21 protein-coding genes are annotated in these 25,429 nt (G+C 70.0%); 15 read left to right on the top strand and 6 right to left on the bottom strand.

Annotated features, from left to right (window positions below; translation table 11 throughout):
• Positions 1 to 2 precede the first annotated feature (2 nt).
• The 8 genes from bcsZ to HWX09_RS02460 all read left to right on the top strand — a co-directional run bounded on the left by bcsZ (position 3) and on the right by HWX09_RS02460 (position 12,666).
• Positions 3 to 1,232: a cellulose synthase complex periplasmic endoglucanase BcsZ gene (bcsZ, locus tag HWX09_RS02495; protein ID WP_027784172.1), complete on the top strand. Its 1,230-nt coding sequence runs from the start codon at positions 3 to 5 to the stop codon at positions 1,230 to 1,232.
• Positions 1,217 to 5,101 (top strand): cellulose synthase subunit BcsC-related outer membrane protein, encoded by a 3,885-nt coding sequence (locus HWX09_RS02490; protein ID WP_027784173.1) that lies wholly within the window; start codon positions 1,217 to 1,219, stop codon positions 5,099 to 5,101. The genes bcsZ and HWX09_RS02490 overlap by 16 nt, the downstream gene beginning before the upstream one ends.
• A 294-nt stretch (positions 5,102 to 5,395) precedes the next feature.
• A complete protein-coding gene (bcsE, locus tag HWX09_RS02485) occupies positions 5,396 to 7,351 on the top strand; it encodes a cellulose biosynthesis protein BcsE (protein ID WP_175888553.1) in 1,956 nt (651 codons plus the stop codon).
• Positions 7,348 to 7,593, top strand: a complete 246-nt coding sequence (locus tag HWX09_RS02480; RefSeq protein ID WP_027784174.1) for a hypothetical protein — start codon at positions 7,348 to 7,350, stop codon at positions 7,591 to 7,593. The genes bcsE and HWX09_RS02480 overlap by 4 nt, the downstream gene beginning before the upstream one ends.
• Positions 7,590 to 8,369 carry a cellulose biosynthesis protein BcsQ gene (gene bcsQ / locus HWX09_RS02475; RefSeq protein WP_027784175.1) on the top strand — a complete coding sequence of 260 codons (780 nt, stop codon included), beginning with the start codon at positions 7,590 to 7,592 and terminating at the stop codon, positions 8,367 to 8,369. Before HWX09_RS02480 ends, bcsQ begins: the two co-directional genes overlap by 4 nt.
• Positions 8,366 to 10,903, top strand: a complete 2,538-nt coding sequence (gene bcsA / locus HWX09_RS02470) for a UDP-forming cellulose synthase catalytic subunit (protein WP_027784176.1) — start codon at positions 8,366 to 8,368, stop codon at positions 10,901 to 10,903. Before bcsQ ends, bcsA begins: the two co-directional genes overlap by 4 nt.
• Positions 10,904 to 10,930: 27 nt before the next feature.
• Positions 10,931 to 12,487 (top strand): cellulose biosynthesis protein BcsG, encoded by a 1,557-nt coding sequence (gene bcsG, locus HWX09_RS02465; protein ID WP_027784177.1) that lies wholly within the window; start codon positions 10,931 to 10,933, stop codon positions 12,485 to 12,487.
• Positions 12,469 to 12,666 (top strand): hypothetical protein, encoded by a 198-nt coding sequence (locus tag HWX09_RS02460; protein ID WP_027784178.1) that lies wholly within the window; start codon positions 12,469 to 12,471, stop codon positions 12,664 to 12,666. The genes bcsG and HWX09_RS02460 overlap by 19 nt, the downstream gene beginning before the upstream one ends.
• A gap of 55 nt (positions 12,667 to 12,721) precedes the next feature.
• Here HWX09_RS02460 and HWX09_RS02455 read toward each other — a convergent pair whose 3' ends face one another.
• Genes HWX09_RS02455 through HWX09_RS02440 form a run of 4 tightly spaced genes read right to left on the bottom strand, consistent with a single transcriptional unit; the run spans position 12,722 to position 15,945 of the window.
• A complete protein-coding gene (locus HWX09_RS02455; RefSeq protein ID WP_027784179.1) occupies positions 12,722 to 13,606 on the bottom strand; it encodes a pirin family protein in 885 nt (294 codons plus the stop codon).
• Positions 13,607 to 13,638: 32 nt separating this feature from the next.
• Positions 13,639 to 14,031: an OsmC family protein gene (locus tag HWX09_RS02450; protein ID WP_027784180.1), complete on the bottom strand. Its 393-nt coding sequence runs from the start codon at positions 14,029 to 14,031 to the stop codon at positions 13,639 to 13,641.
• A 47-nt stretch (positions 14,032 to 14,078) separates the two neighbouring features.
• Positions 14,079 to 15,659 carry a sodium:proton antiporter gene (locus tag HWX09_RS02445; protein ID WP_027784181.1) on the bottom strand — a complete coding sequence of 527 codons (1,581 nt, stop codon included), beginning with the start codon at positions 15,657 to 15,659 and terminating at the stop codon, positions 14,079 to 14,081.
• A 25-nt stretch (positions 15,660 to 15,684) separates the two neighbouring features.
• The gene (locus HWX09_RS02440) at positions 15,685 to 15,945 is read right to left on the bottom strand and encodes a XapX domain-containing protein (RefSeq protein WP_027784182.1); all 261 of its coding nucleotides are present in this window, start codon (positions 15,943 to 15,945) and stop codon (positions 15,685 to 15,687) included.
• A 278-nt stretch (positions 15,946 to 16,223) separates the two neighbouring features.
• Here HWX09_RS02440 and HWX09_RS02435 point away from each other — a divergent pair, with 278 nt between their 5' ends.
• Positions 16,224 to 16,910 carry a hydrolase gene (locus HWX09_RS02435; RefSeq protein ID WP_027784183.1) on the top strand — a complete coding sequence of 229 codons (687 nt, stop codon included), beginning with the start codon at positions 16,224 to 16,226 and terminating at the stop codon, positions 16,908 to 16,910.
• 70 nt (positions 16,911 to 16,980) lie between these two features.
• On the opposite strand, the gene HWX09_RS02430 is transcribed toward HWX09_RS02435, so the two are convergent.
• Positions 16,981 to 17,904 (bottom strand): LysR family transcriptional regulator, encoded by a 924-nt coding sequence (locus HWX09_RS02430; RefSeq protein ID WP_027784184.1) that lies wholly within the window; start codon positions 17,902 to 17,904, stop codon positions 16,981 to 16,983.
• A gap of 98 nt (positions 17,905 to 18,002) precedes the next feature.
• On the opposite strand from HWX09_RS02430, the gene HWX09_RS02425 reads away from it, so the two are divergent.
• Genes HWX09_RS02425 through HWX09_RS02400 form a run of 6 tightly spaced genes read left to right on the top strand, consistent with a single transcriptional unit; the run spans position 18,003 to position 23,682 of the window.
• Entirely contained in the window at positions 18,003 to 18,170 is a 168-nt protein-coding gene (locus tag HWX09_RS02425; protein WP_034185414.1) for a DUF1427 family protein, read from the top strand.
• Between the two features lie 18 nt (positions 18,171 to 18,188).
• Positions 18,189 to 20,081, top strand: a complete 1,893-nt coding sequence (locus tag HWX09_RS02420; RefSeq protein ID WP_027784185.1) for an amidohydrolase — start codon at positions 18,189 to 18,191, stop codon at positions 20,079 to 20,081.
• A gap of 1 nt (position 20,082) precedes the next feature.
• Complete coding sequence (locus HWX09_RS02415) at positions 20,083 to 20,535, top strand: DoxX family protein (protein WP_027784186.1); 453 nt, start codon at positions 20,083 to 20,085, stop codon at positions 20,533 to 20,535.
• A gap of 26 nt (positions 20,536 to 20,561) precedes the next feature.
• The gene (locus tag HWX09_RS02410; protein WP_027784187.1) at positions 20,562 to 21,476 is read left to right on the top strand and encodes a glyoxalase; all 915 of its coding nucleotides are present in this window, start codon (positions 20,562 to 20,564) and stop codon (positions 21,474 to 21,476) included.
• Positions 21,473 to 22,171, top strand: a complete 699-nt coding sequence (locus tag HWX09_RS02405; RefSeq protein WP_027784188.1) for a YoaK family protein — start codon at positions 21,473 to 21,475, stop codon at positions 22,169 to 22,171. Before HWX09_RS02410 ends, HWX09_RS02405 begins: the two co-directional genes overlap by 4 nt.
• Positions 22,168 to 23,682 carry an alginate export family protein gene (locus tag HWX09_RS02400; RefSeq protein ID WP_027784189.1) on the top strand — a complete coding sequence of 505 codons (1,515 nt, stop codon included), beginning with the start codon at positions 22,168 to 22,170 and terminating at the stop codon, positions 23,680 to 23,682. The genes HWX09_RS02405 and HWX09_RS02400 overlap by 4 nt, the downstream gene beginning before the upstream one ends.
• A 109-nt stretch (positions 23,683 to 23,791) precedes the next feature.
• Here HWX09_RS02400 and HWX09_RS02395 read toward each other — a convergent pair whose 3' ends face one another.
• Positions 23,792 to 25,378: an acid phosphatase gene (locus tag HWX09_RS02395; protein ID WP_027784190.1), complete on the bottom strand. Its 1,587-nt coding sequence runs from the start codon at positions 25,376 to 25,378 to the stop codon at positions 23,792 to 23,794.
• Positions 25,379 to 25,429 lie beyond the last annotated feature (51 nt).

Below are 25,429 nucleotides of genomic sequence, written 5' to 3'. Positions count from 1 at the left end.
GGATGACGCGGGCAATGACGAAGCGACGGGCAACGCAGCCGGCGCGGCGTGTCGGCGCGATGCTCGCGCTGGCGGTTGCGGTGACGTGCGCGGCGGCCGGCATGGCCACGCGCGCGCACGCCGCAGGGGCCAGCGCAGCCGATGCGGCGGGCGCGGGATGCAGCGCGGCGTGGCCGCGCTGGGATGCGTTCAAGCGCGATTTCATCTCGGCCGACGGCCGCGTGATCGACGTCGGCTCGGCCGATTCGCGCACGGTATCGGAGGGGCAGGCGTATGGACTTTTCTTCGCGCTGGTCGCGAACGACCGGCGCATGTTCGACACGATCCTCGCATGGACCGAGAACAACCTCGCGCAGGGCGACCTGAGCGCGCATCTGCCGGCGTGGCTGTGGGGCCGCGCGCCCGACGGCGCGTGGCGCGTGCTCGACGCGAACGCGGCGTCGGACGCCGACCTGTGGATCGCGTATGCGCTCGTCGAGGCCGGGCGGCTGTGGCACGAGCGCAGCTATACGGCGCGCGGCGCGCTGCTCGCGAAGCGCGTGCTCGACACCGAGACGGCGACCGTCCCGGGCTTGGGCCTCACGCTGCTGCCGGGGCCGACCGGGTTCAAGCTGGCGAACGGCCAATGGCGCGTGAATCCCAGCTATTCGCCGCCGCAGGTGATTCGCGCGCTCGGCGCGCGGCTGCCCGACGACCGTCGCTGGGCGGCGCTGGCATCCAGCACCGGGCGCGTGCTGCTCGACACCGCGCCGAAGGGCTTCTCGCCCGACTGGGCGTTGTATCGCGCGGGCAACGGTTTCGGGCCCGATCCGGACACGCATGCGGAGAGCGCGTACAACGCGATCCGCGTGTACTTGTGGGCCGGCATGCTGGACCGCGCCGATCCGCTCGCCGCGCCGCTGCTCGCGCGCTTCGCGCCGTTCGCCGACCATATCGCCGCGCATGGCGCGCCGCCGGAGCGGGTCGATACGACGACGGGCGTCGCGGGGCCGAACGACGGCAACGGCGGATTCTCCGCGGCGGCCGTGCCGTTTCTCGACGCACGCGGCCAGCATGCGCTCGCCGATGCGCAGGCGGCCCGCGTCGACACGCTCGCGCGCCAGTCGGCACCCGGCTATTACACGAGCGTGCTGACGCTGTTCGGCCTCGGCTGGCGCGACGGCCGCTACCGGTTCGGCGCGGACGGCACGCTCGACACCCGCTGGGGAGGCCGTTCGTGCGCCGCCCGCTGAAGTGCGCCGCGCCCCACGTCGCGGGATTCGCATGGCTCGCGTCGTCGGTGTGCGCGGCGGCGCCGAGCGTTGCCTCGGGCGCGGCGATGGCGAGCGCCGCGACACCGGCGACCTCGGCCGCGGCCGATGCGCGGCGCGAGCTCGACACCGCGCGGATGTGGGGCATCAAGCATCGCGACGATCTCGCGCGCGATGCGCTGCGCAAGGGCCTGCTGATCGCGCCGGGCGATCCCGAGCTGCTGGCCGAACAGGTGCGCGTGCTGCTGCGGCTCGGCGACGCGAAAGGCGCGCAGGCCTCGCTGACGCGGCTGCAGGCGCAGTCGCCGAATGCGCCTGTCACGCGGCAGGTGGCCGACGAATACCGCGTCGCGACGAGCGGGCGCGGCGAGATGGCGCAGATCCGGCTGCTCGCGCGCAGCGGCCGCGCCGACGAGGCGGCCCGGCGGATCGTCGCGCTGTTTCCGAACGGAGCGCCGGCGGGCGCGCTCGGCGCCGAGTATTACCAGATCGTGTCGAATGCGCCGGGCGGCCGCGAGCCGGCGATCGCCGCGCTGCGCCGCGCGGTCGCCGCCGATCCGCGGGACACGAGCGCAGCGGTCGCGCTCGCGCGGCTGTTGAACCAGCGCGACGACACGCGCGCGGAAGCGAACCGGATCGCATCGTCGCTCGCGAAGCGCGCCGACGCGGACCATACGGAAGCGATGGCGCTGTGGCGGCGCGTGCTGCAGTCGGCCGGCAACGATCCCGCGTATCTCGATGCGCTGCATGCCTATCTCGCGCTCGCGCCGGACGACACCGAATTCCGCGATCGCGCCGCCGGCCTCGATCAGCAGCGCGATGCACAGCGCCGACTCGAACGCGATCCCGACTACATCGCGCAGCAGCGCGGGTTGCAGGCGCTCGCGCGCGGCGATCTGGCCGCCGCCGATCCGCTGCTCGCGCGCGCCGCGCGCGCTCGCTCGGACGACGCCGATGCGCTGGGCGGGCTCGGCCTGCTGCGTCTGCGCGAAGGGCGGCACGACGAAGCGCGCGCGCTGTTCGCGCGGGCCGCGACGCGTGCGACCGACCAGCGCGGCAAATGGCAAGGCCTCGCGCGTACCGCGCAGTTCTGGGGGCTGCTCGCCCAAGGCCGCGAAGCGGCCAGTGCGGGACGCGCGCGGGATGCCGAACGCGCCGCGCGTGCGGCGCTCGCGATGCAGCCGGACAACCCGGACGCGAAGCTGCAGCTCGCCGATGCGCTGCTCGCGCAGCGCGACTGGGCCCAGGCGGAACCGTTGCTGCGCGGCTTGCTGGCCGCGCGCTCGCCGAGCCTGTCGGCCGTGCGCGACACGGCCACGCTGTATGAAAACACCGGCCGCGCGGACCGGATCGGCCCGCTGCTCGACGCGCTGCAAGGGCGCGTGACGGGCTCCGACGATCGCCGCGTGCTAGACGGCCTGCGCGGCGACCTGCTCGCGAACGAGGCGCGCGCGCTGGCCGACAAGGGCGCACGCGGGCCGGCCGCGCAACGCTACGAGGCGGCCGTGCGCGCGGCGCCCGACGCGCCGTGGACGCGCTTCGCGCTCGCGCGCCTCTATCGCGACATGGGGCTGCCGCAGCTCGGCCGCACGGTGATGGACGACGGGCTCGCACGGAGCGACACGCCCGAGATGCGCTACGCGAGCGCGCTGTACCGCAACTCGCTCGACGATGTCGCGGGCGCGCAGGCCGCGCTGGCGCCGGTCGACGATGCGCGCCGTTCGGAAGGCATGCGCGCGCTGGCGCGCAAGCTCGATGCCGAAAGCGCGCTGGCCGACGCGCGCGGCGCATACGCCGGCGGCGACCGCGCGGCATTCGCCGCCACGCTCGCGCACGCGCAGGCGAGCGCGCCGGACGATCCCGACATGCTCGCCGCGATCGGCGCGCAGTGGATCGACGCGGGCGAACCCGAGCGCGGCGTCGCGCCGCTGCGCGACTGGATCGCCGCGCATCCGCGCGAAGCCGACGCGGACGTGCGGCTGCGCTACGGCGATCTGCTCGGCAGCGCCGGGCGCGACGAGGCGCTCGCCGCGTGGCTCGACGCGCTGCGCCGCGACCCGGCGCTGACGCCCGCGCAGACGGCGCGGCTCGAGGACCAGTCGCTGCGGCTCGTGCTGCGGCAGACCGACGACGCGATCGCGCAACAGGACTATGCACGGGCGCGCGTGCTGCTCGATCGCGCAAGCCCGGTCGGCCGCGCGGACAAGCGTTATGCGCTCGAACTCGCTGATCTCGAACGCGCGCAGGGTCATTACGGTGCCGCACGCGATGCGCTCGCGCCGGTCGTGGCGCGCACGCCGGACGACGCCGATACGCAGCTCGCGCTCGCACGAATCGACGAGGACAGCGGCAACCGTACCGCCGCACGCACGCGCGTGCTGGCCGTGCTGGCGCGCACGCCGGACGACGACGTCGACACGCAGCTGTCGGCCGTGCGCCGCCTGAACGCGCTGCGCCGCCCGGACGACGCCGCGCAGGTGACCGACCGGCTGCAGGCCGCGTATCCGGCACGCGCCGACGTGACGGTCGCGGCCGCGCGCGTGGCCGAGGCGCAGGGCCGCTACGACGATGCGGCGTCGCTGTACCGGCTGTCGCGGTCACAGGAAAGCGCGACCGGCGTGAGGCCGGGCCGCGACGGGCTGACGCCCGCGCAGGCCGCGTTTGCGGAACTCGAACAGCGGCGCAATCCCGAGATCGAGGCCGGCTGGATTCCCGCATACAAGTCGGGCGACGAAGGCATCTCGTCGTATCGCGCGCAGCAGGTGCCGATCTACATGCAGATGCCGGTCCGCTACGACGGGCACGTGTTCGCGCAGATCGACACCGTGCATCTCGACCCGGGCACGCTCGACACGAGCGATCCGGACGCGTATTCGCTGAAGACGTTCGGCACCTATGCGGCGCTCAGGGCACAAACGAGCCCCCAGGCCGCCGCGCTGCTCGCGAATCCGCCGGGCTCGCTGCACCAGTCGACAACCGGCGTCGCGCTCGGCGCCGGCTATCTGTCGGATGCGTGGCGTGTCGATCTCGGCACGTCGCCGCTCGGCTTCCCGGTGCACTATCTCGTCGGCGGCGTGCGCTATCGCTTCGACGCGGGCCCCGCGAGCTTCTCCGTGAATGCGTCGCGGCGGCCGGAAACGAGCAGCGTGCTGTCGTACGCGGGGATGCGCGACCCGTGGACGGGCGCGGTGTGGGGCGGCGTGCGCCGCGACGGCGTGAACCTGCGCGCGTCGGTCGACGTCGGCCGCACGAACCTGTTCGCGGAACTCGGCGCGGGCGTGCTGTCCGGCCGCAACGTCGAACGCAATGCGGAAGTCACGCTGCGCACCGGCTTCACGGTGCCCGTGTACGAGCGCGCGACGATGAAGGTCAGCACGGGGCTCGTCGGCAATGCGTGGCACTACGCGCAGAACCTGCGCTACTACACGTACGGGCAGGGCGGTTACTACAGCCCGCAGCGCTATCTGTCGCTCGGCGTGCCGATCGAATGGGCGGGGCGGCACGATGCGCTGTCGTGGGACCTGACCGTCACGGGCGGGATCTCGAACAGCTACGAGAAGGATTCGCTGTTTTATCCGACGTTCTCCGACCGGCGGGCCGCGCAGGTGGCGGCCGGGTTCGTGTACGCGGGCAGCTCGACGCGCGGCGTGTCGTTCTCGTACGGCGTGAACGGCATCGTCGAGTATCGCGTGAACCCGCACCTGAGCGTCGGCGCGCAGTTGCACATCGACCGGTCGCACGACTATGCGCCGAGCTCGGCGCTCGTGTACCTGCGCTATGCGTTCGATGCGCGCGCGCCGCGCAGCTGGCTCGTGACGCCGACGCCCGTGCGGCTTTATTCGGATTACTAGGGTCTGTTTCCATATGGAACGTACATGCGAATGCCCGAAATCGCCCGTAGGGCAAGAAGTGAGGAGCGCCGTTTGGCCGTGCCAAACAAGCGACGAGCGACGCCGCCCTACGGGCGATTTCGGGCATTCCCGTGACATGAATTTCTTAATCAGGGGTTGCCACGAGAACGGCCGCTCGCCGCGTTGCGCTCCTTGCGAATACATCAGTATTCGCGGCGTCACGCGCCTCGCGAGCGGCCGTTCTCGTGGCAACGCATGCACGTTCCATATGGAAACAGACCCTAGGGGAACGCCGTGAATACGGAATTCGATGCCACCCGCTCCGCGCCCGGCGCTACCGGCCTCGCCGACCGCCTGCGTGCGCTGCTGCGCATGGCGCCGGCGGGTGGCCGCGCCGGCGCATCGGGCCGGCTCGCGATCGACGGCCTGCCCGATACCTGGACGCAACTGGAAGCCGGCGGCCTTTACGCGATCTACGCGGCCGGTGGCACGCCCGCATGCGATGCGCTCGTGTGGGAAAGCGCGCGCCAGGCGCGCACGCGCGACGTCACGATCGTGTTGGCACGCGATCCGGCACGCGTCGCCGCGCAGATGGCATCGCTCGGTTTCGCGGGCGGCGCGCAGCCGGCCGGCTGGCCGCGCAACCTGAACGTGCTGGCGATGCCGGCGGCGGCCGGCCCGGCCGGCGACGGTGCCGACGCCGACGCGGCCGGCAACGCGCCGGGCCGCGCGGCGCCGGGCCCGTTCGCGCGGCTGACCGGCGGGTTGCGCGCGATGAAGCGCTACGGGCTGCATGCGCGTTCGCTGTATTTCGTCGAAGGCGCACAGCGCTGGTTCAGCTGGGACGATCCGGTCGCGCTCGCGGATGAAGCGCACGCGCTGGCCGACTGGTGCCGCACGCGCCGGATCGCGCTCGTGCTGCTGCTCGACCCCGAAGCGTCCCGCGCGGACGGCGACGCACGCGCCGACGATGCGCCGCTCGTGCGCGATGCGGATCGCACGCCGCGCAGCGGCTTCCACGGTATCTGCTCGGGCGTCGCGCAGTTGCAGCGCACGCACGGCGAGCTGCTGTGGGTCGTCGATTTCTGGCGCGCGGGCGACACGCTCGCGGCCGGCGAGGTGCGGCCGCTGCGCTTCGCACCGGGCGGCCGGCTGTCGGCGAGCGTCGAGGGCGGCGCGACCGAACCGGCGCGTCGGATGAAGCTCGCGAGCGACGAGGATCGCGTGGTGGTCAGCCGCGCGGTGCTCGACGGCGCGAGCCGCGTGCCGGACGGCTGGGAAATCGTCGACGACAACGCGGCCGTCGTCGCCGCGTGCGCCAACGCGCAGGCAGCGACCGCGGTGCTCGTGTTCCGCTCGCATGCGCAGCTCGAAGCGCTGTGCGCGGACGTGCACGCGCTGCGCCGGCAGTGCGGCGGCGCGCTGAAGATCGCGGTCGTCGAGCGCGGCGAGGTGCTGCGCCAGCAGTTCGAGGTGCTCGTGCTGAGCGTCGGCGCGAACCGGGTCGTCGCGCGCGATCTGCCCGTCTCGCGGATGCAGGCCGCCGTGCACGCGCTGCACGGCCAGCTTTACGCGCGGCCCGTCGCGGCCGACTACCGCGCGGCGCTCGCGGCCGCGCTCGGCGATTCGGTGCTCGGCTATCTGCCGGTCGGCGCGTTCTGCCAGCGGATTCGCGCGGTGCTCGACCGCGGCGCGGTGCTCGCGCTGCCGCATACGCTCGCGAAGCTCACGCTGTTGCCGGGCGTGTCGCACGTCGACGCGCTGCGGCACTGCCGGCCGCGCCGCGCGGGCGACGTCGTGACGGCCGATGCCGGACACCTGTTCGTGTTCCTGTTCGCCTGCGAGCCGGTCGACGCCGACGACGCGCTCGCGCGGATCTTCGACGTGCCGGTCGATACGCTGTCCGACCGCGTCGTATGCCTCGGGCAGGGCAGCATCGACACCGAACTCGACGCACTGAAGGCCGAGAACCGGCGCGCGCCGATCGCCGACTACAGCGACCTGTTCGCGGCGACGCAGCCGCCGGGCGCCGCGCGCGCCACTCCCGGCGCGGCGTTGCCCGACGCGGGCGAGGTGAGCGACGCGATCGATGCGATCGATACCGTAGTCGCGCTCGACGCGATCGGCGCGCCGCAGGCGCCCGCGCCCGCCGCCGTCGACGCCGCGGCGCCGGACCCCGTCATTCCCGCCGCGCGTGCGCGCGGCGCCGTCCGTAGCGCGATGCCGCTGCGCAAGCAGGAGGACGCATGATCGTCGAACTCGTCATCGGCTTCATCGTCGGTATCGCGATTGCGGTGCCGGTGTGGGTCGTCGCGCAGCACCTCGGCGTCGGCCGCGGCTTCCACGCACCGCGCGGCATCGACCGACGCGACGCGGTGCCGTGCGAACTCGTGCCGGTCGTGCTGCGCGGCCGCCTGCTGCCGGGCGCCGGCGGCAACGCAGGCGACGAAGGCAACAAACGCGGCAAGCGCGACGGCAAGGCGGCACGATGAAGACGATCGCCGTTACTTCGACGACGGGCGGCGCGGGCCGCACGACACTCGCCGCCGCGCTCGCGGTGCTACTCGCGCGCCGCGGCCGGCCGGTCGTCGCCGTCGAATTCGATGCACAGAACCTGATGGGTGCGACGCTCGGCCTCGATACGCTGGCCGAACACGGTCTCGCGCACGGCCTGCTGGGCGGCGCCGAACCGTGGCACGCGCACACGTGGCGCAACGCCGACGGCGTGCTGTTCGTGCCGTACGGGCAGGTCGATGCGGCCGGGGCCGCCGCGTGCGATGCGCGGCTCGTGGCCGATCCGACCTGGCTGTCGCGCGCGCTCGACGAGATCGCGCTGCCGGCCGACGGCGTCGTGCTCGTCGACACCGCCCGCTATCCGTCGCCGCAGGCCGGGCAGGCGATCCGGTGCGCGGACCTGACGCTCGTCGTCGTGCCGCCGGAGCCGGTCGCCTGCGCGGCGACGGCCGCGCGGCTCGGCGCGTTGCGGGCCGGCCGTGGCGAACTGCAGATCGTCGTGAACCGGCTGAACCCGGCGCGCGACATGCAGCGCGATGCGCTGGCGATGCTGCGCGCGGTCGCGGGCCCGGGATCGATGCTCGAACAGCGCATCCACGTCGACGCGGCGGTGCCCGAAGCGCTCGCGCGCGGCAGCTGGATTTTCGACGATGCACCGTATTCGCAGGCGTCGCACGACCTGAACGGCGTCGCGAACTGGGTCGATGCGTGGCTGACGGCGGCCGTCGCGGGCCGTACCGGAGCGGCGCGATGAAGGCCGCGTTCGCGTCGCGACTGCGCGGGTTCGGCCGTCGAGCGGCCGACTGGTGCGCGCGCGGCATCGGGCTGCCGGCGGAACGCACGCGGGTGGACTGGCTCGTGCGGCTGTTCTTCCACGCACCGCCGCCCGGCCGGCCCGATCATGTGCGCCGCTGGGTGCGCGTCGCGTTCCTGCGGCTCGCACAAGACTGGGGCGTGCTGCAACCGCTCAGTGTGCGCGAGTGGCTGTGGCGCGCGATCGTGCGCGCGCCGCGCGTGGCCGACGGCCGTCCCGCGCGCGATCCGCTCGCGTGGTTCGACACGTTGGTGGTGCCCGTCTACGTCGCCTTGCGCGCGGTCGGCCGGCGCATCGACGCGATGCTCGCGCGTCTGCCGTGGACGCGCTGGGGCGGCTGGCTCGATGCGCGCGCGAACGGCGTCGGCCGGCGCCGCTGGCTCGCGCCGCTGCTGCTCGTGGCCGGCGCGGTGCTGTGGGCCGCGGCCGGGATGTCGCCGCTGATGCCCGGCGCGCAGTTCGCGTTCTTCGCGATCGTCGCGGTGCTCGCACTCGCGCTGCGCCGGCTGCCCGGCCACCTGACGACCCTCGCGCTCGCGTCGCTCGCGCTGCTGGCGACCGTGCGCTACGTATGGTGGCGCACGACCCAGACGCTCGACTTCCGCAGCCCGGTCGAAGCCGTCGCCGGCTACCTGCTGTACGGCGCCGAAGCCTATACGTGGATGATCCTGCTGCTCGGCTTCGTGCAGACCGCGTGGCCGCTCGACCGGCCGATCGTGCCGCTGCCCGACGATCCGGACACCTGGCCGACCGTCGACATTTATATCCCCACCTACAACGAACCGCTGTCGGTCGTGAAGCCGACGGTGTTCGCCGCGCAGAGCATCGACTGGCCGAGCGCGAAGCTGCGCGTGTACCTGCTCGACGACGGCCGGCGTCCGGAGTTCGCGGCATTCGCGGCCGAGGCCGGCATCGACTACCTGACGCGCGACGACAACCGCCACGCGAAGGCCGGCAACATCAACCGCGCGCTGCCGAAGACGCACGGCGAGTACATCGCGATCTTCGACTGCGATCACGTGCCGACCCGCTCGTTCCTGCAGACGACGATGGGCGTGTTCCTGCGCGACCCGAAGTGCGCGCTCGTGCAGACGCCGCACCATTTCTTCTCGCCCGATCCGTTCGAGCGCAATCTCGGCACGTTCCGCGAGGTGCCGAACGAGGGCAACCTGTTCTACGGCCTCGTGCAGTCGGGCAACGACCTGTGGAACGCGACGTTCTTCTGCGGATCGTGCGCGGTGCTCAAGCGCAGCGCGCTCGAGGAGGTCGGCGGCGTCGCGGTCGAAACCGTGACCGAGGACGCGCATACGGCGCTCAAGCTGCATCGGCGCGGCTATACGTCGGCGTATCTGCCGACCGTGCAGGCGGCCGGCCTCGCGACCGAAAGCCTTGCCGGCCACGTGAAGCAGCGCACGCGCTGGGCGCGCGGGATGGCGCAGATCTTCCGCATCGACAACCCGTTCCTCGGGCGCGGGCTCGGCCTGATCCAGCGGATCTGCTACGGCAACGCGATGCTGCATTTCTTCTACGGGATTCCGCGGCTGGTGTTCCTGACGATCCCGCTCGCGTACCTGTTCTTCCACCTGTACTTCATCAACGCGTCGTCGCTCGCGCTCGCGAGCTATGTGATCCCGTACCTCGTGCTCGCGAACATCGCGAATTCGCGGATGCAGGGGCGCTACCGGCATTCGTTCTGGGCCGAGGTCTACGAATCGGTGCTCGCGTGGTACATCGCGCTGCCGACCACCGTCGCGTTCTTCAGCCCGAAGCACGGCAAGTTCAACGTGACCGACAAGGGCGGCAAGATCGACGAAGGCTACGTCGACTGGTCGACGTCGAAGCCGTATCTCGTCCTGTTCGCGCTGAACGTGCTTGCGATCGTCGCCGGCCTGTGGCGGCTCGTGGCCGAGCAGGGCGACGAGGCATCGACGATCCTGATCACGCTCGGCTGGACCGTGTACAACCTCGCGATGCTCGGCGCGGCGCTGGCCGTCGCGCGCGAGACGAAGCAGGTGCGTGTCACGCACCGGATCGCGATGCGCGTGCCGGCGATGCTGCTGCTCGCCGACGGCTCGACCGCCGCATGCTTCACGAGCGACTACTCGACCGGTGGCCTCGGCCTCGAAGCGGTGCCGGGGCTCCCGCTCGCCGTCGGCGACACGCTGACGGTGTGCGTGACGCGCGGCGACCGCGCGTTTCCGTTCCCGGTGCGCGTGACCCGTGCGACGCCGACCCATGTCGGCGTGAGCTTCGAGGAACTGACGCTCGAGCAGGAGCGCCAGCTCGTGCAATGCACGTTCGGCCGCGCGGATGCGTGGCTCGACTGGCACGAAGGCGCGCGGCCCGACACGCCGCTCGGCGGGCTCAAGGAAGTGCTGCGGATCGGGCTGGATGGTTATGTACGGATGTGGAAGGGTGCGGCGCGCGGCCTGCAGGCCATGCTCGCGCCGAAACTCGATCGCGCGCGCGACTGACGCGGCGCGCATCATGGAGTGGGTTAGATGACGTTCTGGAATCTGTATTTCATCCTGAAGTTCGCGCTGTTCGCGACCGGGCACCTGCAGCCGTTCTGGCTCGCGAACCTCGCGTTCGCGGTGGCGCTGGTGGCGAGCGCGCCGCTCCGGTCGCGCGCATGGCGCATCGTCCGGCAGGTCGCGGCGATCGCGATCGCGGTGCCGCTGCTCGCGCGCGAGCTGCATGCGCCGCCGCTCGCCCGTCTCGCGGAGGCCGCGCGCGAGGTCAGCACGTTCCGCCTCGACTACTGGATGGAGCTGTTGCCGCGCCTGTTGCCGCCCGTGCTGGCGCTGACGATCGTCGGCGTGCTGATCGTCTATTTCATCGTCAATCGCTGGCTGCGCGTCGCGACGTTCGTGGTGGCCGTGCTGGTCGTGATGCCGCTGTGGCAGGCCGGCAGCGGGCTGATGGCGCGCGTCGCCGCGCCGGCCCAGCCGCAGGCGACCGTCGCGGGCACCACCCGCGTCGACCAGCCCGAGGATCACAATGCGGCGCTCGCGACGTTCCGCACGCAGGAGTCGCAGCGGCAGGTCGCGTTCGGCCATCTCGGCAATGATCCGGCCGCGCAGTTCGACGTGATCGTGTTGCACATCTGCTCGCTGTCGTGGGACGACCTCGATGCGGCGAAGGTGCGCAACCATCCGATGCTGAGCCACTTCGACTACCTGTTCACGAACTTCAGCACGGCCGCGAGCTACAGCGGCCCGGCCGCGATCCGCGTGCTGCGCGCGAGCTGCGGGCAGGAAGCGCATGCGGACCTGTACAAGCCCGCGCCGCAGCAGTGCCACCTGTTCTCGCAACTGGCGGGCGCCGGCTACACGGTGCAGTCGCTGCTGAACCACGACGGCCATTTCGACAACTTCCTGCAGGTGATCCACGACAACATCGGTGTGGCCGATGCGCCGATGATCTCGAACGCGGCCGCGCCGGTCGCGATGCACGCGTTCGACGGCTCGGCGATCAAGGACGACTATGCGACGCTCGCGAACTGGTACGCGCAGCGCGCGGCGGTGCCGGGGCCGGTCGCGCTGTACTACAACACGATCAGCCTGCACGACGGCAACCGCGTCGTCGGCAGCGCGCTGACGAGCATCGATTCGTATCCGCAGCGCGCGACGAAGCTGATGACCGACTTCGACCGTCTCGCCGACCTGATCGCGCAATCGGGCCGCCGCGCGGTGATCGTGTTCGTGCCCGAGCACGGCGCCGCGTTGCGCGGCGACAAGAACCAGGTGGCGGGGCTGCGCGAAATTCCGGCGCCGCGCATCGTGCACGGGCCGGTCGGCGTGCGGCTCGTCGGCTTCGCCGGCAATCACGGCGCGACGACCGTGATCGAGCAGCCGACCAGCTTCCTCGCGCTCGCGCAATTGCTGTCAAACCTCGTGTCGAACAGCCCGTTCAAGCCGGGCACGACGCTCGCGCAATACGCGGCCGATTTGCCGCGCACGCGGATGATCGGCGAGAACGAGGGCACGGTGACGATGCAGACGGCCGCGGGTTACGCGGTGAAAACTCCGGATGGCGTATGGATCGACGAACAGTAACGATTGCCGGCGAAGGCGACGACGATCGCCTGTCGCAACCGAACGACGTGATCGGCCTCGCGCGGCATCTGCCCGCGCTCGATCCCGAGCGCTACGTCGACGAACAGGCGCGCCGCGCGTTCGACGCGTCGCTCGATCGCTGGCCGACGCTCGCGAAGCTGATGGGGTTGAAGCGGTAAACGTACGACGGCCGGCATGGCTGCCGGCCGTCGTCGGTTCGTGGGGACGCGCCGCTTATTGCGCCTTGCGTTCCGGCTGGCGCGTCCATTCGCTTTCTTCGCCCGGCACCTTGCCGAACGTCTGATCGGCCCACGCGGCACGCGCCGCGTCGATCTTCGCGCGCGCGCTCGACACGAAATTCCATTCGATGAACCGTTCGCCCGGCAGGTGTGCGCCGCCGAGCAACATCACGCGTGCGCCGTGCGCGCTCGCGAGCGCGACGGTCGCGCCCGGTTCGAGCACGGCCATCGTCGCGCTCGCGAGCGGCGTGCCGTCGACGGTGAGGTCGCCGTCGACGAGATACACGCCGCGCTCGTCGTGCTCCGCATCGAGCGCGAGCTGGCCGCCCGACGCGAATTCGGCAACCGCATAGAGCGTCGGCGAGAACACGGCGACCGGCGACGCGAGCCCGAATGCGGTGCCCGCGATCACGCGCACGGTCACGCCGTCGCGCGTGAACGACGGCAGCGTGTCGGCCGCGTGGTGAGCGAACGCGGGTGCGGTGTCTTCATGCTCGACCGGCAGCGCGACCCAGGTCTGGATCCCGTGCACCGGCTGCTCGCGCGGCCGATCCTCGTCGGGCGAGCGCTCCGAATGCACGATGCCGCGGCCGGCCGTCATCCAGTTCACGTCGCCCGGCACGATCTTCTGCCGGAAGCCGAGGCTGTCGTGATGCATCAGCGAGCCGTCGAACAGGTAGGTGACGGTCGCGAGCCCGATGTGCGGATGCGGCAGCACATCGATGCCGCGGCCGGGCGGCAACACGGCCGGCCCCATCTCGTCGAAGAAGATGAACGGACCGACGAGGCGCGCGGCGCGCGCCGGCAGCACGCGCCGCACGACGAGGTTGCCGATATCGCTTTCGCGCGGCGTGAGCAGGGTCTTGATCGAGGCGGACATGACGGGAATCTCGTGACGGTGGCGGGAAGTGCTCAGGCGATCGCCGTGTCGATCGCGATCGGATGCGTGAGGATCTTGTGCACCGGGCAGGCATTCGCGATCTGCAGCAGGCGCTCGCGCTGTTCGTCGGTGAGGTCGCCGTCGAGCGTGATGCGGCGCACGATCGTGCTGCCCGCGCTGCCCGATTCGTGCGCGAGCTTCACGTGCACTTCGTCGAGCGGCCAGCCTTTTCGTTGCGCGTACATCTTCAGCGTGATCGCGGTGCACGCGCCGAGACTCGACAGCAGCAGCGCGACGGGCGTCGGCGCGGCATCGCCGCCGCCGAGCGACGCGGGTTCGTCGGCGCGCCACTGGTGGACGCCATCGCTGAAGTGGACGAGATAATCGAGCGGGCCGATGCTCGCTTCGACGGACAGTTCGCTCATTGAAGTTCCAGGTGAGAAAGGGGACGGGCCGGCGGCGCGGCCGGGCGTTACGGTTCCAGCAGGCGCTGCAGCCGCAGCTCCTCGAAATCGAGCTCCGATTCTATGCGGTGCAGCACCGCATCGTCGACCTTGCCGTCGCGATGCAGGTCGAGCAGCGCGTCGCGCGACACGCCGACCAGCTCGAGCTCGACGCGCAGCATCCGCGCGCGCACGCCAGCGGGCTCCGCTCCGTCGCGGTGCGCGTGCTCGTTGAACGCGACGCGGTTGCGGTATTCGGTCAGCAGCCGGTCGAGCGATGCACGTTCGAGGCTGGCGCCGCGCTGCTCGCGCGCATCGAGCTCGGCGAGCGCCGCGCCGAACGTGTGCGCACGCACCGCGTGTTCGGACATCGTGTGGCGCGCGGCCGGGCGCAGCTTCAGCACGCGGATCAGCGGCGCGAGCGTGCCGCCCTGCACGACGAGCGTCGCGATGATCAGGAGGAACGTGCTGAACAGGATCAGGTCGCGGCCGGGGAAGTCGGCAGGCAGCGCGATCGCGGCCGCGAGGCTCACGACGCCGCGCATGCCCGACCAGCCGAGTACGATGGCCTCGCGCCACGACCATGGCGCGTGGCCCGCACGCCGGGCGCGCAGGCGGCCTGGCAGCCACATCGCGACGAACACCCACACCACGCGTGCACCGATCGCGGCGGCCGTCGCCGGCAGCGCGACCCGCAGGCCGGCCATCAGCACCGCGCCTTCGTGGTTCACGCGCGCGAGGATCGCGTGCAGCGCAAGGCCGATCAGGATGAACACGAGCGCGTCGAGCACGAACACGATCGCTTCCCACGTCGCCTTCGCCTTGATCCGCATGTCGGCGTCGAACACGCGATGCTGGCGCACGCCGAGCACGAGGCCGCAGGTGACGACCGACAGCACGCCCGAGCCGTCGACGGCCTCCGCGATCCCGTAGCTGCCCCATGCCATCGCGAAGGTCACGACGATGCCGAGCATCGGCTCGCGCAGACGTTGCAGCACCCAGCACATCGCATGGCCGCACGCGAGGCCGACCGCGATGCCGATCAGCGTGAGCGAAAAGAACATGCCGGTGGCGCTCGCCGCCGTGATCGACACGGCGAGCGCGGCCGATACGGCCATCTGGTACAGCAGCAGGCCCGACGCATCGTTGACGAGGCTTTCGCCTTCGAGCACCGCGACGAGCCGCGCGGGTAGCGGGTGGCGCTGCAGGATCGCCTTCGCGGCGACCGCGTCGGGCGGCGACACGATCGCGCCGAGCGTGAAGCACGCGGCCCACGGCAGCGCCGGATTCGCCGCATGCACGGCGAGCGCGACCGCGACGGTCGTGAACGCCACGGCCCCGAGCGCGAGCGATGCGATCGACGCGAGCTCCTGCCGGAATTCCTTCCAGGCGGTGTAGAAGCCGCTCGACATCAGGAGCGGCGGCAGCACGGCCGCGAGCAGCAGCGCCGGGTCCATGTCGGGCACGCGCTTGCCGGCGACGGCGACCACGCAGCCGCCGAGCAGCAGGACGACGGCCGGCGGAATCGAGATCCGCTCGGCGAGCCACGTGAGGGCGCCCGCGCCGCAGATCAACAGCAGCAGGTAATGGAACAGCTCGACGTTGGTCATGCGCGGCCGGGGGCGACGGGGTGGATCACGAAGGCTTGCGGTCGTTGGCGGCGCCGCCCGGCAGCGCGCCGAACATGTGCTGGCTGCACCGCGCGTCGCGCCATGCGGTGTTCAGCCGATGGCCGGACAGCATGCGGCGCGCGACCGGCAGGATCTGTTCGCCGGCCAGCATGCCGAGCAGGCCGGCGAGCGCGATGATCGGCGGCGCGGGCGAATTCAGGCCGAGCGCGCCGTAAATGACGCCGGCGAGGATGCCGGCGAGCAGCGACAAGACATACGGTTTCATGGTGGTGCGCCTCGTGATGGCCGAGCGGCGCCGGAACGGCACCGTCAAAGTCTTGAAAGCGTATCGGGTTTGCGTGAAGAAAAAAAGGGCGGGCGGCTCCGAACGGGCATCCATCCGGGAATCGGATCGATTCCGTTTCTTGGGTGTTCGCGCCGCGCGTTTGCGGCTTAAATACTCGGGCCCGGATGACGATCTCCGGCGCCGACGCATTCCGGGCTCCTCCCGTTTTCACGGTCGAGGCAGGCCCGCCTTTTTTCGTTCACAGGACTCCATCCGCCATGAGCAACCCGAAGCTTGAAGTACTGACGCCGCAGAACAGCCAGTTGATCTTCATCGACCAGCAGCCGCAGATGGCGTTCGGCGTGCAGTCGATCGATCGCCAGACGCTGAAGAACAACGTCGTCGGGCTCGCGAAGGCCGCGAAGGTCTTCAACATCCCGACCACGATCACGACGGTCGAAAGCGAGAGCTTCTCGGGCCATACCTATCCCGAGCTGCTCGACGTGTTCCCGAACCAGAAGACGCTCGAGCGCACGTCGATGAATTCGTGGGACGACCAGAAGGTGCGCGACGCGCTCGCCGCGAACAGCCGCAAGAAGGTGGTCGTGTCGGGCCTGTGGACCGAAGTCTGCAATACGACGTTCGCGTTGTGCGCGATGCTGGAAGGCGACTACGAGATCTACATGGTCGCCGACGCATCGGGCGGCACGTCGCAGGCCGCGCACGATTTCGCGATGCAGCGCATGGTGCAGGCCGGCGTGGTGCCGGTCACGTGGCAACAGGTGCTGCTCGAATGGCAGCGCGACTGGGCGCGCCGCGACTCGTACGACGCGGTGATGGCGATCGCGAAGGAGCATTCGGGCGCATACGGGATGGGCGTCGACTACGCGTACACGATGGTCCACAAGGCACCGCAGCGTACCGCGACGCCGCACGAGTCGATCCCGGCCGTGCCGGCGAAGTAACGGGTAACGGGCCGTTGGCCGCGATCGCCGCGCGGGATGCGGCGGTCGTGCGCCATCGACCATGGCGCGTTCAGGCCACGGGCAGCGCCCAGGGCGCGCGCGCGAAGTGTTCCGCGAGGAAGTCGAGCAGCACCGTCACGCGCGCGGCGCGCAGCATGCCGGGCGGCGTAACGAGATTCACGTTGATGTCCGCGATCTTCCAGTCGCTCATCACTTCCTCGAGCTCGCCGCGCTGCATCGCGTCCCAGACGAGGAACTCGGGTTGCAGCGCCAGACCGTGACCGCCGACGAGCGCGGGGAGGATCACGTCCGCGTTATTGGTGCGGATGCGCCCGTGTACGGATACGCCGACTTCGTCGCCCGACGCCGAATGACGGAAGCGCCAGTGCTCGGGCGTGGGCAGGTTCGTGTACGTGAGGCACACGTGCTGTTCGATGTCGCGCGGATGCATCGGGCGGCCGCGCCGGTCGAGATACGCGGGCGACGCGACGAGCGGCCGGCGCACCGCGCAGAGGCGGCGCGAGCGCAGCGTCGAATCGCTCAGCTCGGCGATGCGGATCGCGACGTCGAAGCCGCCCGACACGATGTCGACGAGGTGATCGGTGAGCACGAGATCGATGTCGACGCGCGGATAGCGCTCGAGAAACGTGGGCAGCACCGGCGACAGATGGTGCACCCCGAACGACATCGGCGCATTCACGCGCACGAGGCCGTGCGGTTCGAGCGCCTGCGCGGTCGCTTCGTTTTCGATCAGCTCCGCATCGGCGAGCAGGCGGATCGCGCGGTCGCGCAAGAGTTCGCCGGTCGGCGTGAGCGACAGCTTGCGCGACGTGCGGTACAGCAGCATCGCGCCGAGGCGCTTTTCGAGGCGCGCGATCGCTTTCGACACGGTGGGTTGCGATACGCCGAGCAGCTCGGCGGCTTTCGCGAACGAACCCGTCTCGGCGACGCGCGCGAAGATGGCCCAGGCTTCGAGATCAGGAAGGTGTTGCATGGTCGGACGGGATGGCAGGGAAGCGAAACGGGTGCGATGCGCCGCGCACGCGGCCTCGCGATGCGGTTGATTCTAATCCGGCCGGGAGAAAAAACGTTATGGAATCTTATTTACTTTCATTGGGCGCCGGTATGCTGATCGGCGTCGTGTACAGCGTGATCAGGGTGCGTTCGCCGGCGCCGCCGCTGATCGCGCTGGTGGGCCTCGCCGGCATGCTGGTCGGCGCCCAGGCCATCGCGCCGGTTCGTCACTGGCTCGGCTTCTGACCGCATCGAGGACAATTCATGAGCGCAACCGATACCCAACCCGATCTCATCCTGCACAACGGGCGCATCACGACGCTCGATCGTGCAAACCCGGTGGCCACCGCCGTCGCGATCAAGGACGGCCGCTTCGTCGCGGTCGGCGGCAACGCGGAGATCGTGCCGCTCGCGGGCCGTGCGACGAAGGTCGTCGACCTCGACGGCCGTACCGTGCTGCCGGGCCTGATCGACAACCATACGCACGTGATTCGCGGCGGCCTGAACTACAACCTGGAGCTGCGCTGGGACGGCGTGCGCTCGCTCGCGGTCGCAATGGAGATGCTGAAGCGCCAGGTCGCGATCACGCCCGCGCCGCAGTGGGTGCGCGTGGTCGGCGGCTTCACCGAACATCAGTTCGTGGAGAAACGGCTGCCGACGATCGACGAACTCAATGCAGTCGCGCCCGATACGCCCGTGTTCATCCTGCACCTGTACGATCGCGCGTTGTTGAACGCGGCGGCGCTGCGGGTGGTCGGCTACACGAAGGACACGCCCGAGCCGCCGGGCGGCACGATCCTGCGCGATGCCGCCGGCAATCCGACCGGGTTGCTGCTCGCGAACCCGAACGCGACGATCCTCTACGCGACGCTCGCGAAGGGCCCGAAGCTGCCGTTCGAGTATCAGTACAACTCGACGCGCCATTTCATGCGCGAGCTGAACCGGCTGGGCGTGACGGGCGTGATCGACGCGGGCGGCGGGTCGCAGAATTATCCCGACGATTACGAAGTGATCCGCAAGCTGCACGATGCGGGCGAGATGACGGTGCGCATCGCCTACAACCTGTTCACGCAGAAGCCGAATGCCGAGAAGGAAGACTTCGTGAACTGGACCAGGAGCGTCAAGTACCACGACGGCACCGACTATTTCCGCAATAACGGCGCGGGCGAAATGCTGGTATTCTCCGCGGCCGACTTTGAGGACTTCCGCGTCGCGCGCCCGGATCTGCCCGCCCAGATGGAGGACGATCTCGAAGGCGTCGTGCGCGTGCTCGCGCAGAATCGCTGGCCGTGGCGCATGCATGCGACCTACGACGAAACGATCAGCCGTGCGCTCGACGTGTTCGAGAAGGTCAACGCGGACATCCCGCTTGAAGGGCTGAACTGGTTCTTCGATCACGCGGAAACGATCTCCGAGAAATCGATGGATCGGATCGCCGCGCTCGGCGGCGGCGTCGCGGTGCAGCACCGCATGGCGTACCAGGGCGAATACTTCGTCGAGCGTTACGGCGCGCAAGCCGCGGAGGCCACGCCGCCGGTGGCGAAGATGCTTGCCAAGGGGCTCAAGGTGTCGGCCGGCACCGATGCGACGCGCGTCGCGTCGTACAACCCGTGGGTGTCGCTCGCGTGGCTCGTGACGGGCAAGACGGTCGGCGGTTTGCGCCTGTATCCGCAGCGCAATCTGCTCGATCGCGAAACCGCGCTGCGGATGTGGACCGAATACGTGACGTGGTTCTCGAACGAAGAAGGCAAGAAAGGGCGCATCGCGGTCGGGCAGCTTGCCGACCTGATGGTCCCGGATCGCGATTTCTTCACGTGCGCGGAGGACGATATCGTCGCCACGAGTGCGTTGCTGACGGTGGTCGGCGGCAAGATCGTGTGGGGCGCGGGGCCGTTCGCGTCGCACGACGCGCCGATTCCGCCGGCGATGCCCGACTGGTCGCCGGTGCGCGAGTACGGCGGTTACGGCGGCTGGGGCGCGGCGCAGCGCAGCGGTGCGCCGTTGCAGCGCGCGGCGGCGGCCGCCGCGGCGTGCGGCTGTTCGAGCGCATGCAACGTGCACGGGCATGCGCACGCGAGTGCGTGGGGCCGTGCGTTGCCGACGTCGGATGCGAAGGGCTTCTGGGGCGCGTTCGGCTGTTCGTGCTGGGCGGTCTGACATGACGACGCGCATCGCTTACGGCGCCCCCGCGTGGATCCGCGTGCTGCTGTCGCAGCCGTGGGTCCTGCCGCTCGCGCGCCTCGCGCTGGTGTCCGCCTATCTGCTCGGCGGCGTCGCGAAGGCGCTCGACTTCAACGGCGCGGTCGCGGAGCAGGCGCATTTCGGCCTGCAGCCGGCCGCGCTGTGGGCGGCGCTCGCGATCGCGGTCGAGATCGCCGGCTCGCTGTGCGTGGTGTTTCGCCGCTTCACGTGGCTCGGCGCCGGCAGCCTCGGCATGCTGACGCTCGTCGCGATGTTCGTGGCGAACGATTTCTGGAACCGTTCGGGCGCCGAGCACTTCATGGCGCTCAACAGCTTTTTCGAGCATCTCGGGCTGATCGCGGCACTCGTGCTCGCGACCGTGCTCGACGATGCGCGGCAACCGGCCGATGATGGCCGCTCCATTCGATGACGATGCAACAATCAGGACATCCCGTGATGAAATCCCTCCGTTCAGTGCTGCTCGCCGCGATGCTCGCGGGCGGCCTCGCCGTCGCCCCCGTGACGTTCGCGAAACCGCCGGCGCCGCCCGCGGTGGTCCCGACGGTGGCGGTCGGTCCGCAGTACGACACGACCCACGTGTGCGTCGCGCCGGACGACTTCGACCGCTTCACCGACAGTTTCGTCGCGACCTTCGGCGGCAAGAAGTCGAAGCAGGGCGTGTTCCAGGTCACGCCGACGCCGAGCCAGACGATGTCGCAGCTCGTGCTCACGCCGGTCGGCACGATCTCGGTGTTCGGCTTCAAGACGCCGATCCCGTATCCGTTCTGTGCGGAGCGCACCGGCTATCTCGTGACCGACATGGACGTCGCCGTGAAGTCGGCTCGCGAGCACGGTGCCGACGTGATCGTCGACACGTTTCCCGATCCGATCGGCCGCGACGCGATCGTCACGTGGGCGGGCGGCGTGAACATGCAGCTGTACTGGCACACGCAGGCGCCGCATTACGACGCGCTGCAGACCATCCCCGAGAACCGCGTGTACGTCTCGCCGCAAAGCGTACGCAAGTTCGTGCACGACTTCGTCAAGTTCTCGAAAGGCAAGGTGGTGTCCGACAACCTGAAAGCGCCGGGTATCGAGATCGGCCGGCCGGACGATAACTATCGCCGCATTCGCATCGAATCGGGCTTCGGCAGGATGACCGTGCTGGTGACGGATGGTCATCTGCCTTACCCGTTCGGCCGCGAGATGACCGGCTACGAAGTGCCCGATCTCGCCGCGACGCTGAAGCAGGCCGAAGCCGCGGGCGTGACGGTGCTCGTGCCGCCGTTCAAGTCGGACGGCCGCGATGCGGCGCTCGTGCAGTTCCCGGGCGGCTACGTCGCCGAGATTCACGCGAGTGCGGCGCGATGAAGCACGAGGACACGATCCTTGCCGCGGTGGCCGGCTTCGTCGACACGCTGAGCTTCGTCGCGCTGTTCGGGCTGTTCACCGCGCACGTGACCGGCAACTTCGTGCTGATCGGCGCGGGCATCGCGGGCTTCGGCCAGGGCGTCGTGCTCAAGCTCAGCGTGTTTCCGGCGTTCGTGTGCGGCGTGATCGCGAGCAGCCTGATCGCGCGGTCGATGTCCGCGCGGCCGGCGTGGCAGGGCACGCGCGTGCTGCACGCGGTGCAGGCCGTGCTGCTGCTCGGCTTCTGCGCGGCCGGCGTGTGGGCGACGCCCGTCACGCAGCCCGACAGTCTCGCGGCGCTGGTGGCCGGCATCGTGGGCACGTTCGCGATGGGCGTGCAGAACGCGCATCCGCGCGTGATCGCGCGCGCGGGCGGCGTGCCGAATACGGTGATGACCGGCAACGTCACGCAGGCGATCCTGGATGCCGTCGACATGCTGTCGCCCGGCACGGCGGACAGCGTGCGCGCAACCGCGCGCGCACGCTTCGCGAAGATGCTGCCGGCGATCGTCGCGTTCGCGCTCGGCGCGGCGTGCGGGGCGCTCGGGTTCCGCCATGTCGGATTCCTGGCGCTGCTGGTTCCCGTCGGCGCGCTCGCCGCGCTTGCGCTGTGCGCCGCGCAATCGGCCGGTGCAACCACGCAGGAGCGCGCATGATCGAGCGACGGAGGAGACGCCGCGGCCGCCGCTTCGAGCGGGCCGTGCGCGTGTCGGTCGTCGCGGGACTGCTGTTCGCGGGTGCCGAGGCCGCGTTCGCGGAAACGGCAGCCGTGTCTACCTCGGCTCCGACGCCAGCTTCGGCGCAAGAACGGGCGCCGGCCTCGACGTCCGCAGCCACCACCGCATCGACGTGCACCGCCAAGCGGCCCACGGTGCTGTTCAACCGCTGGCAGGAAGACTGGTCCGTGCTCGCGAATCCCTGCGTGCCGCGTGCGCCGCTCGACGGGTTGAAGTACATTCCGCTCGGCAACGATCCGGCCTCCTATCTGTCGCTCGGTGTGAACCTGCGCGACCGTCTGGAGACCAACGACGCGCCGCTGTTCGGCATCGGATCCGCGCAATCGGATACGTACCTGATCCAGCGCGTCGAAGTGCATGCCGATGCGCATCTCGGCCGGCACTGGCAGTTCTTCGCGCAATTGCAGGATGCACGCGCGTTCGGCAAGAACGCGGTGTCGCCGGTCGACAGAAACCCGCTCGATCTCGAACAGGCGTTCGCGACCTACACGGGTGCGCTCGGGGGTGGCACGGTCAAGTTCCGCGTCGGCCGTCAGGAGATGGCGTTCGACCTGCAGCGCTTCATCGCCACGCGCGACGGCCCGAACGTGCGGCTGGCGTTCGATGCGGTCTGGGCCGATTACGAATACGGAAAGTGGCGCTTCATCGGCTATGCGACGCAGCCGGTGCAGAACCGCAACGCGTCCGATTTCGACGACGTGTCGAATCGCGATCTCACGTTCAGCGGCGTGCGCTTCGAGCGGCAGTCGGTCGGGCCCGGCGATCTGTCCGGCTACTGGTCGCGCTACAACCGCAACAGCGCGCGTTTTCTCGATGCGAGCGGCCCCGAGCATCGCGACGTGTGGGATGTGCGCTACACGGGCACGCAGGGCCGCTTCGACTGGGATCTCGAAACGATGCTGCAGACCGGCACGGTCGGCAACGCCACGATCGGCGCGTGGGCCGTCGGTTCGATTGCCGGCTACAAGCTCGACGCGCCGTGGTCGCCGCGCATCGCGCTGCAGGTCGACGCGGCATCGGGCGACCGGCATCCGCACGACGGACGCGTCGGCACCTTCAATCCGCTGTTTCCGAACGGCTATTACTTCACGCTGGCCGGTTATACGAGTTACGCGAACCTGATTCACGTGAAGCCGTCCGTGACGCTGAAGCCGTCGCCGAACCTGTCGCTGCTCGGCGCATTGGGTTTCCAGTGGCGCGAGACGACCGGCGATGCCGTCTATCAGCAGCCGAACATCCCGGTGCCGGGCACGGCGGGCAAGGGCGGGTTGTGGACGGGCATGTACGTACAGCTGCGCGCGGACTGGACGATCGCCGCGAACCTGATCGGCGCGGTCGAGGCCGTGCATTTCCAGGTAGGCGACGCGATCCGGCAGGCGGGCGGGCACAACGCCGACTACGTCGGCGTCGAGCTGAAGTACGGATGGTGACGCAGCCACGCGGCATCGTGCGCGCATGAAAAAAAGAGCGGCCCCGAGGGGCCGCTCTTCGTTCGAACGGGCCGGCAGCGTGCCCGGCCCGTTCGCGATCGCGACGCGATTACAGGTTCGGCGACAGCGCGAGCGCGTTCGTCAGGTCGCCCATCGGCTGCGCGCCGTTCGCCTTCAGCGCGTCGTCGCGCTGCTGCAGGCCCGCGAGGCGCGGCAGCGAGAAGCGGCGCGTGATGAAGCGCAGGATCGAACCCGTGTCGTACTGCGTGTGGTCCACGAAGCCCTTCTTCGCATACGGCGATACGATCAGCGCCGGAATGCGCGTGCCCGGGCCCCAGCGGTCGGCATTCGGCGGCGTGGCGTGATCCCAGAAGCCGCCGTTTTCGTCGTACGTGACGACCACGACCATGTTCTTCCACTGCGGGCTGGCCTGCAGGTGCGCGATCACGTCGGCGATGTGCTGGTCGCCGGACGTGACGTCCGTGTAACCCGGGTGCTCGTTCAGGTTGCCTTGCGGCTTGTAGAACGCGACCTGCGGCAGCGTGCCCGCATCGATCGCCTTGATGAACTCGGCGCCGTTCGCGCCGCCGTCGAGCAGGTGTTGCGCGCGGCTCGCGGTGCCCGGTGCCTGGTTCGCGAAGTAGTTGAACGGCTGGTGGTGCGGCTGGAAGTTCGGCGTCGACAGGTCGGCGCCATAGATCACGTTCGACGTGCCGTTCTGGCTCGCCTGCAGCGCCTGGCCCCATGCGCCGCCATACCATGCCCACGACACGCCCGCATTGGTCATCAGGTCGCCGATGTTGGTCGCCGTCTGCGGCGGCATCGTCGACGCATTGGCCGGATCGGCGAGCAGCGGGTCGCCGCCTGTGGCCGCCTTGTTGCCGCTCGGCTGATACGCCGGCTGCATCGTGTTGATGCCGTAGAAGTCGGGCGTGAGCGCGCCGTCGTTGACGAACTTCGGCGGGCCGCTCAACGCGGAAGCCGGCGAGTTCGTCGCGACCTTCAGCGACTTGCCGTCGGCGTTCAGCACGGCAATCTTGCCGGCCGCCGGGCTCTTGTCGGCGTTCGGGTAGTACGGTGCGCACGCGCAGATCAGGTACTGGTGGTTCAGGAACGACCCGCCGAACGCGCCCATGAAGAAGTTGTCCGCGAGCACGTACTGCTGCGCGATTTTCCACAGCGGCAGCTTCGACGGATCGGCCGTGTAGTGGCCCATCGTCAGGCCGCCAGCGTCGGTCCATGCGGCGTACATGTCGTTCTTGCCGCCGTTGATCTGCATCTGGTCCTGATAGAAGCGATGCACGATGTCGCGCGTCGCGATGCTCATCGACTGGTTGAAGCCCTTCGGATCGTCGATCGCGAACGGCGCGTTCGGCAGGTTCGCCGTCATCGCCTCGGTCACCGCCGGCGTGATGCCGGTGGCGGTCAGGCCGCCCCAGATCTTCGGCAGCGTCGCCATCGTCGAGCCGTCGCGATCCTTCTGCACCGAGTTCGCGGCCGTCGCGTTCTGCAGACCGTTCGCGCCCGGGAAGTTGCCGTACAGGTTGTCGAAGCTGCGGTTTTCAGCGTAGATCACGACGACGTTCTTGACGGCCGACAGGCCCTGCTGCGTGACGTCGTCGCCGCCGCAGGCGGTCAGGCTGAGCGCGGCCGCAAGGGCGATCGGCGTGCAGCGAATCCAGGCGTGCTTCTTCATGCGATGTTCTCTCTCTTTCGTCGTTGGTCGCGTGTGGGAACCGGGTGGCGG

Source organism: Burkholderia sp. BCC1208, assembly GCF_902833095.1.
Lineage (GTDB): Bacteria > Pseudomonadota > Gammaproteobacteria > Burkholderiales > Burkholderiaceae > Burkholderia.
Note: the sequence above shows the minus strand (reverse complement) of the source record. Positions and strands in the feature narration are given on the sequence as shown.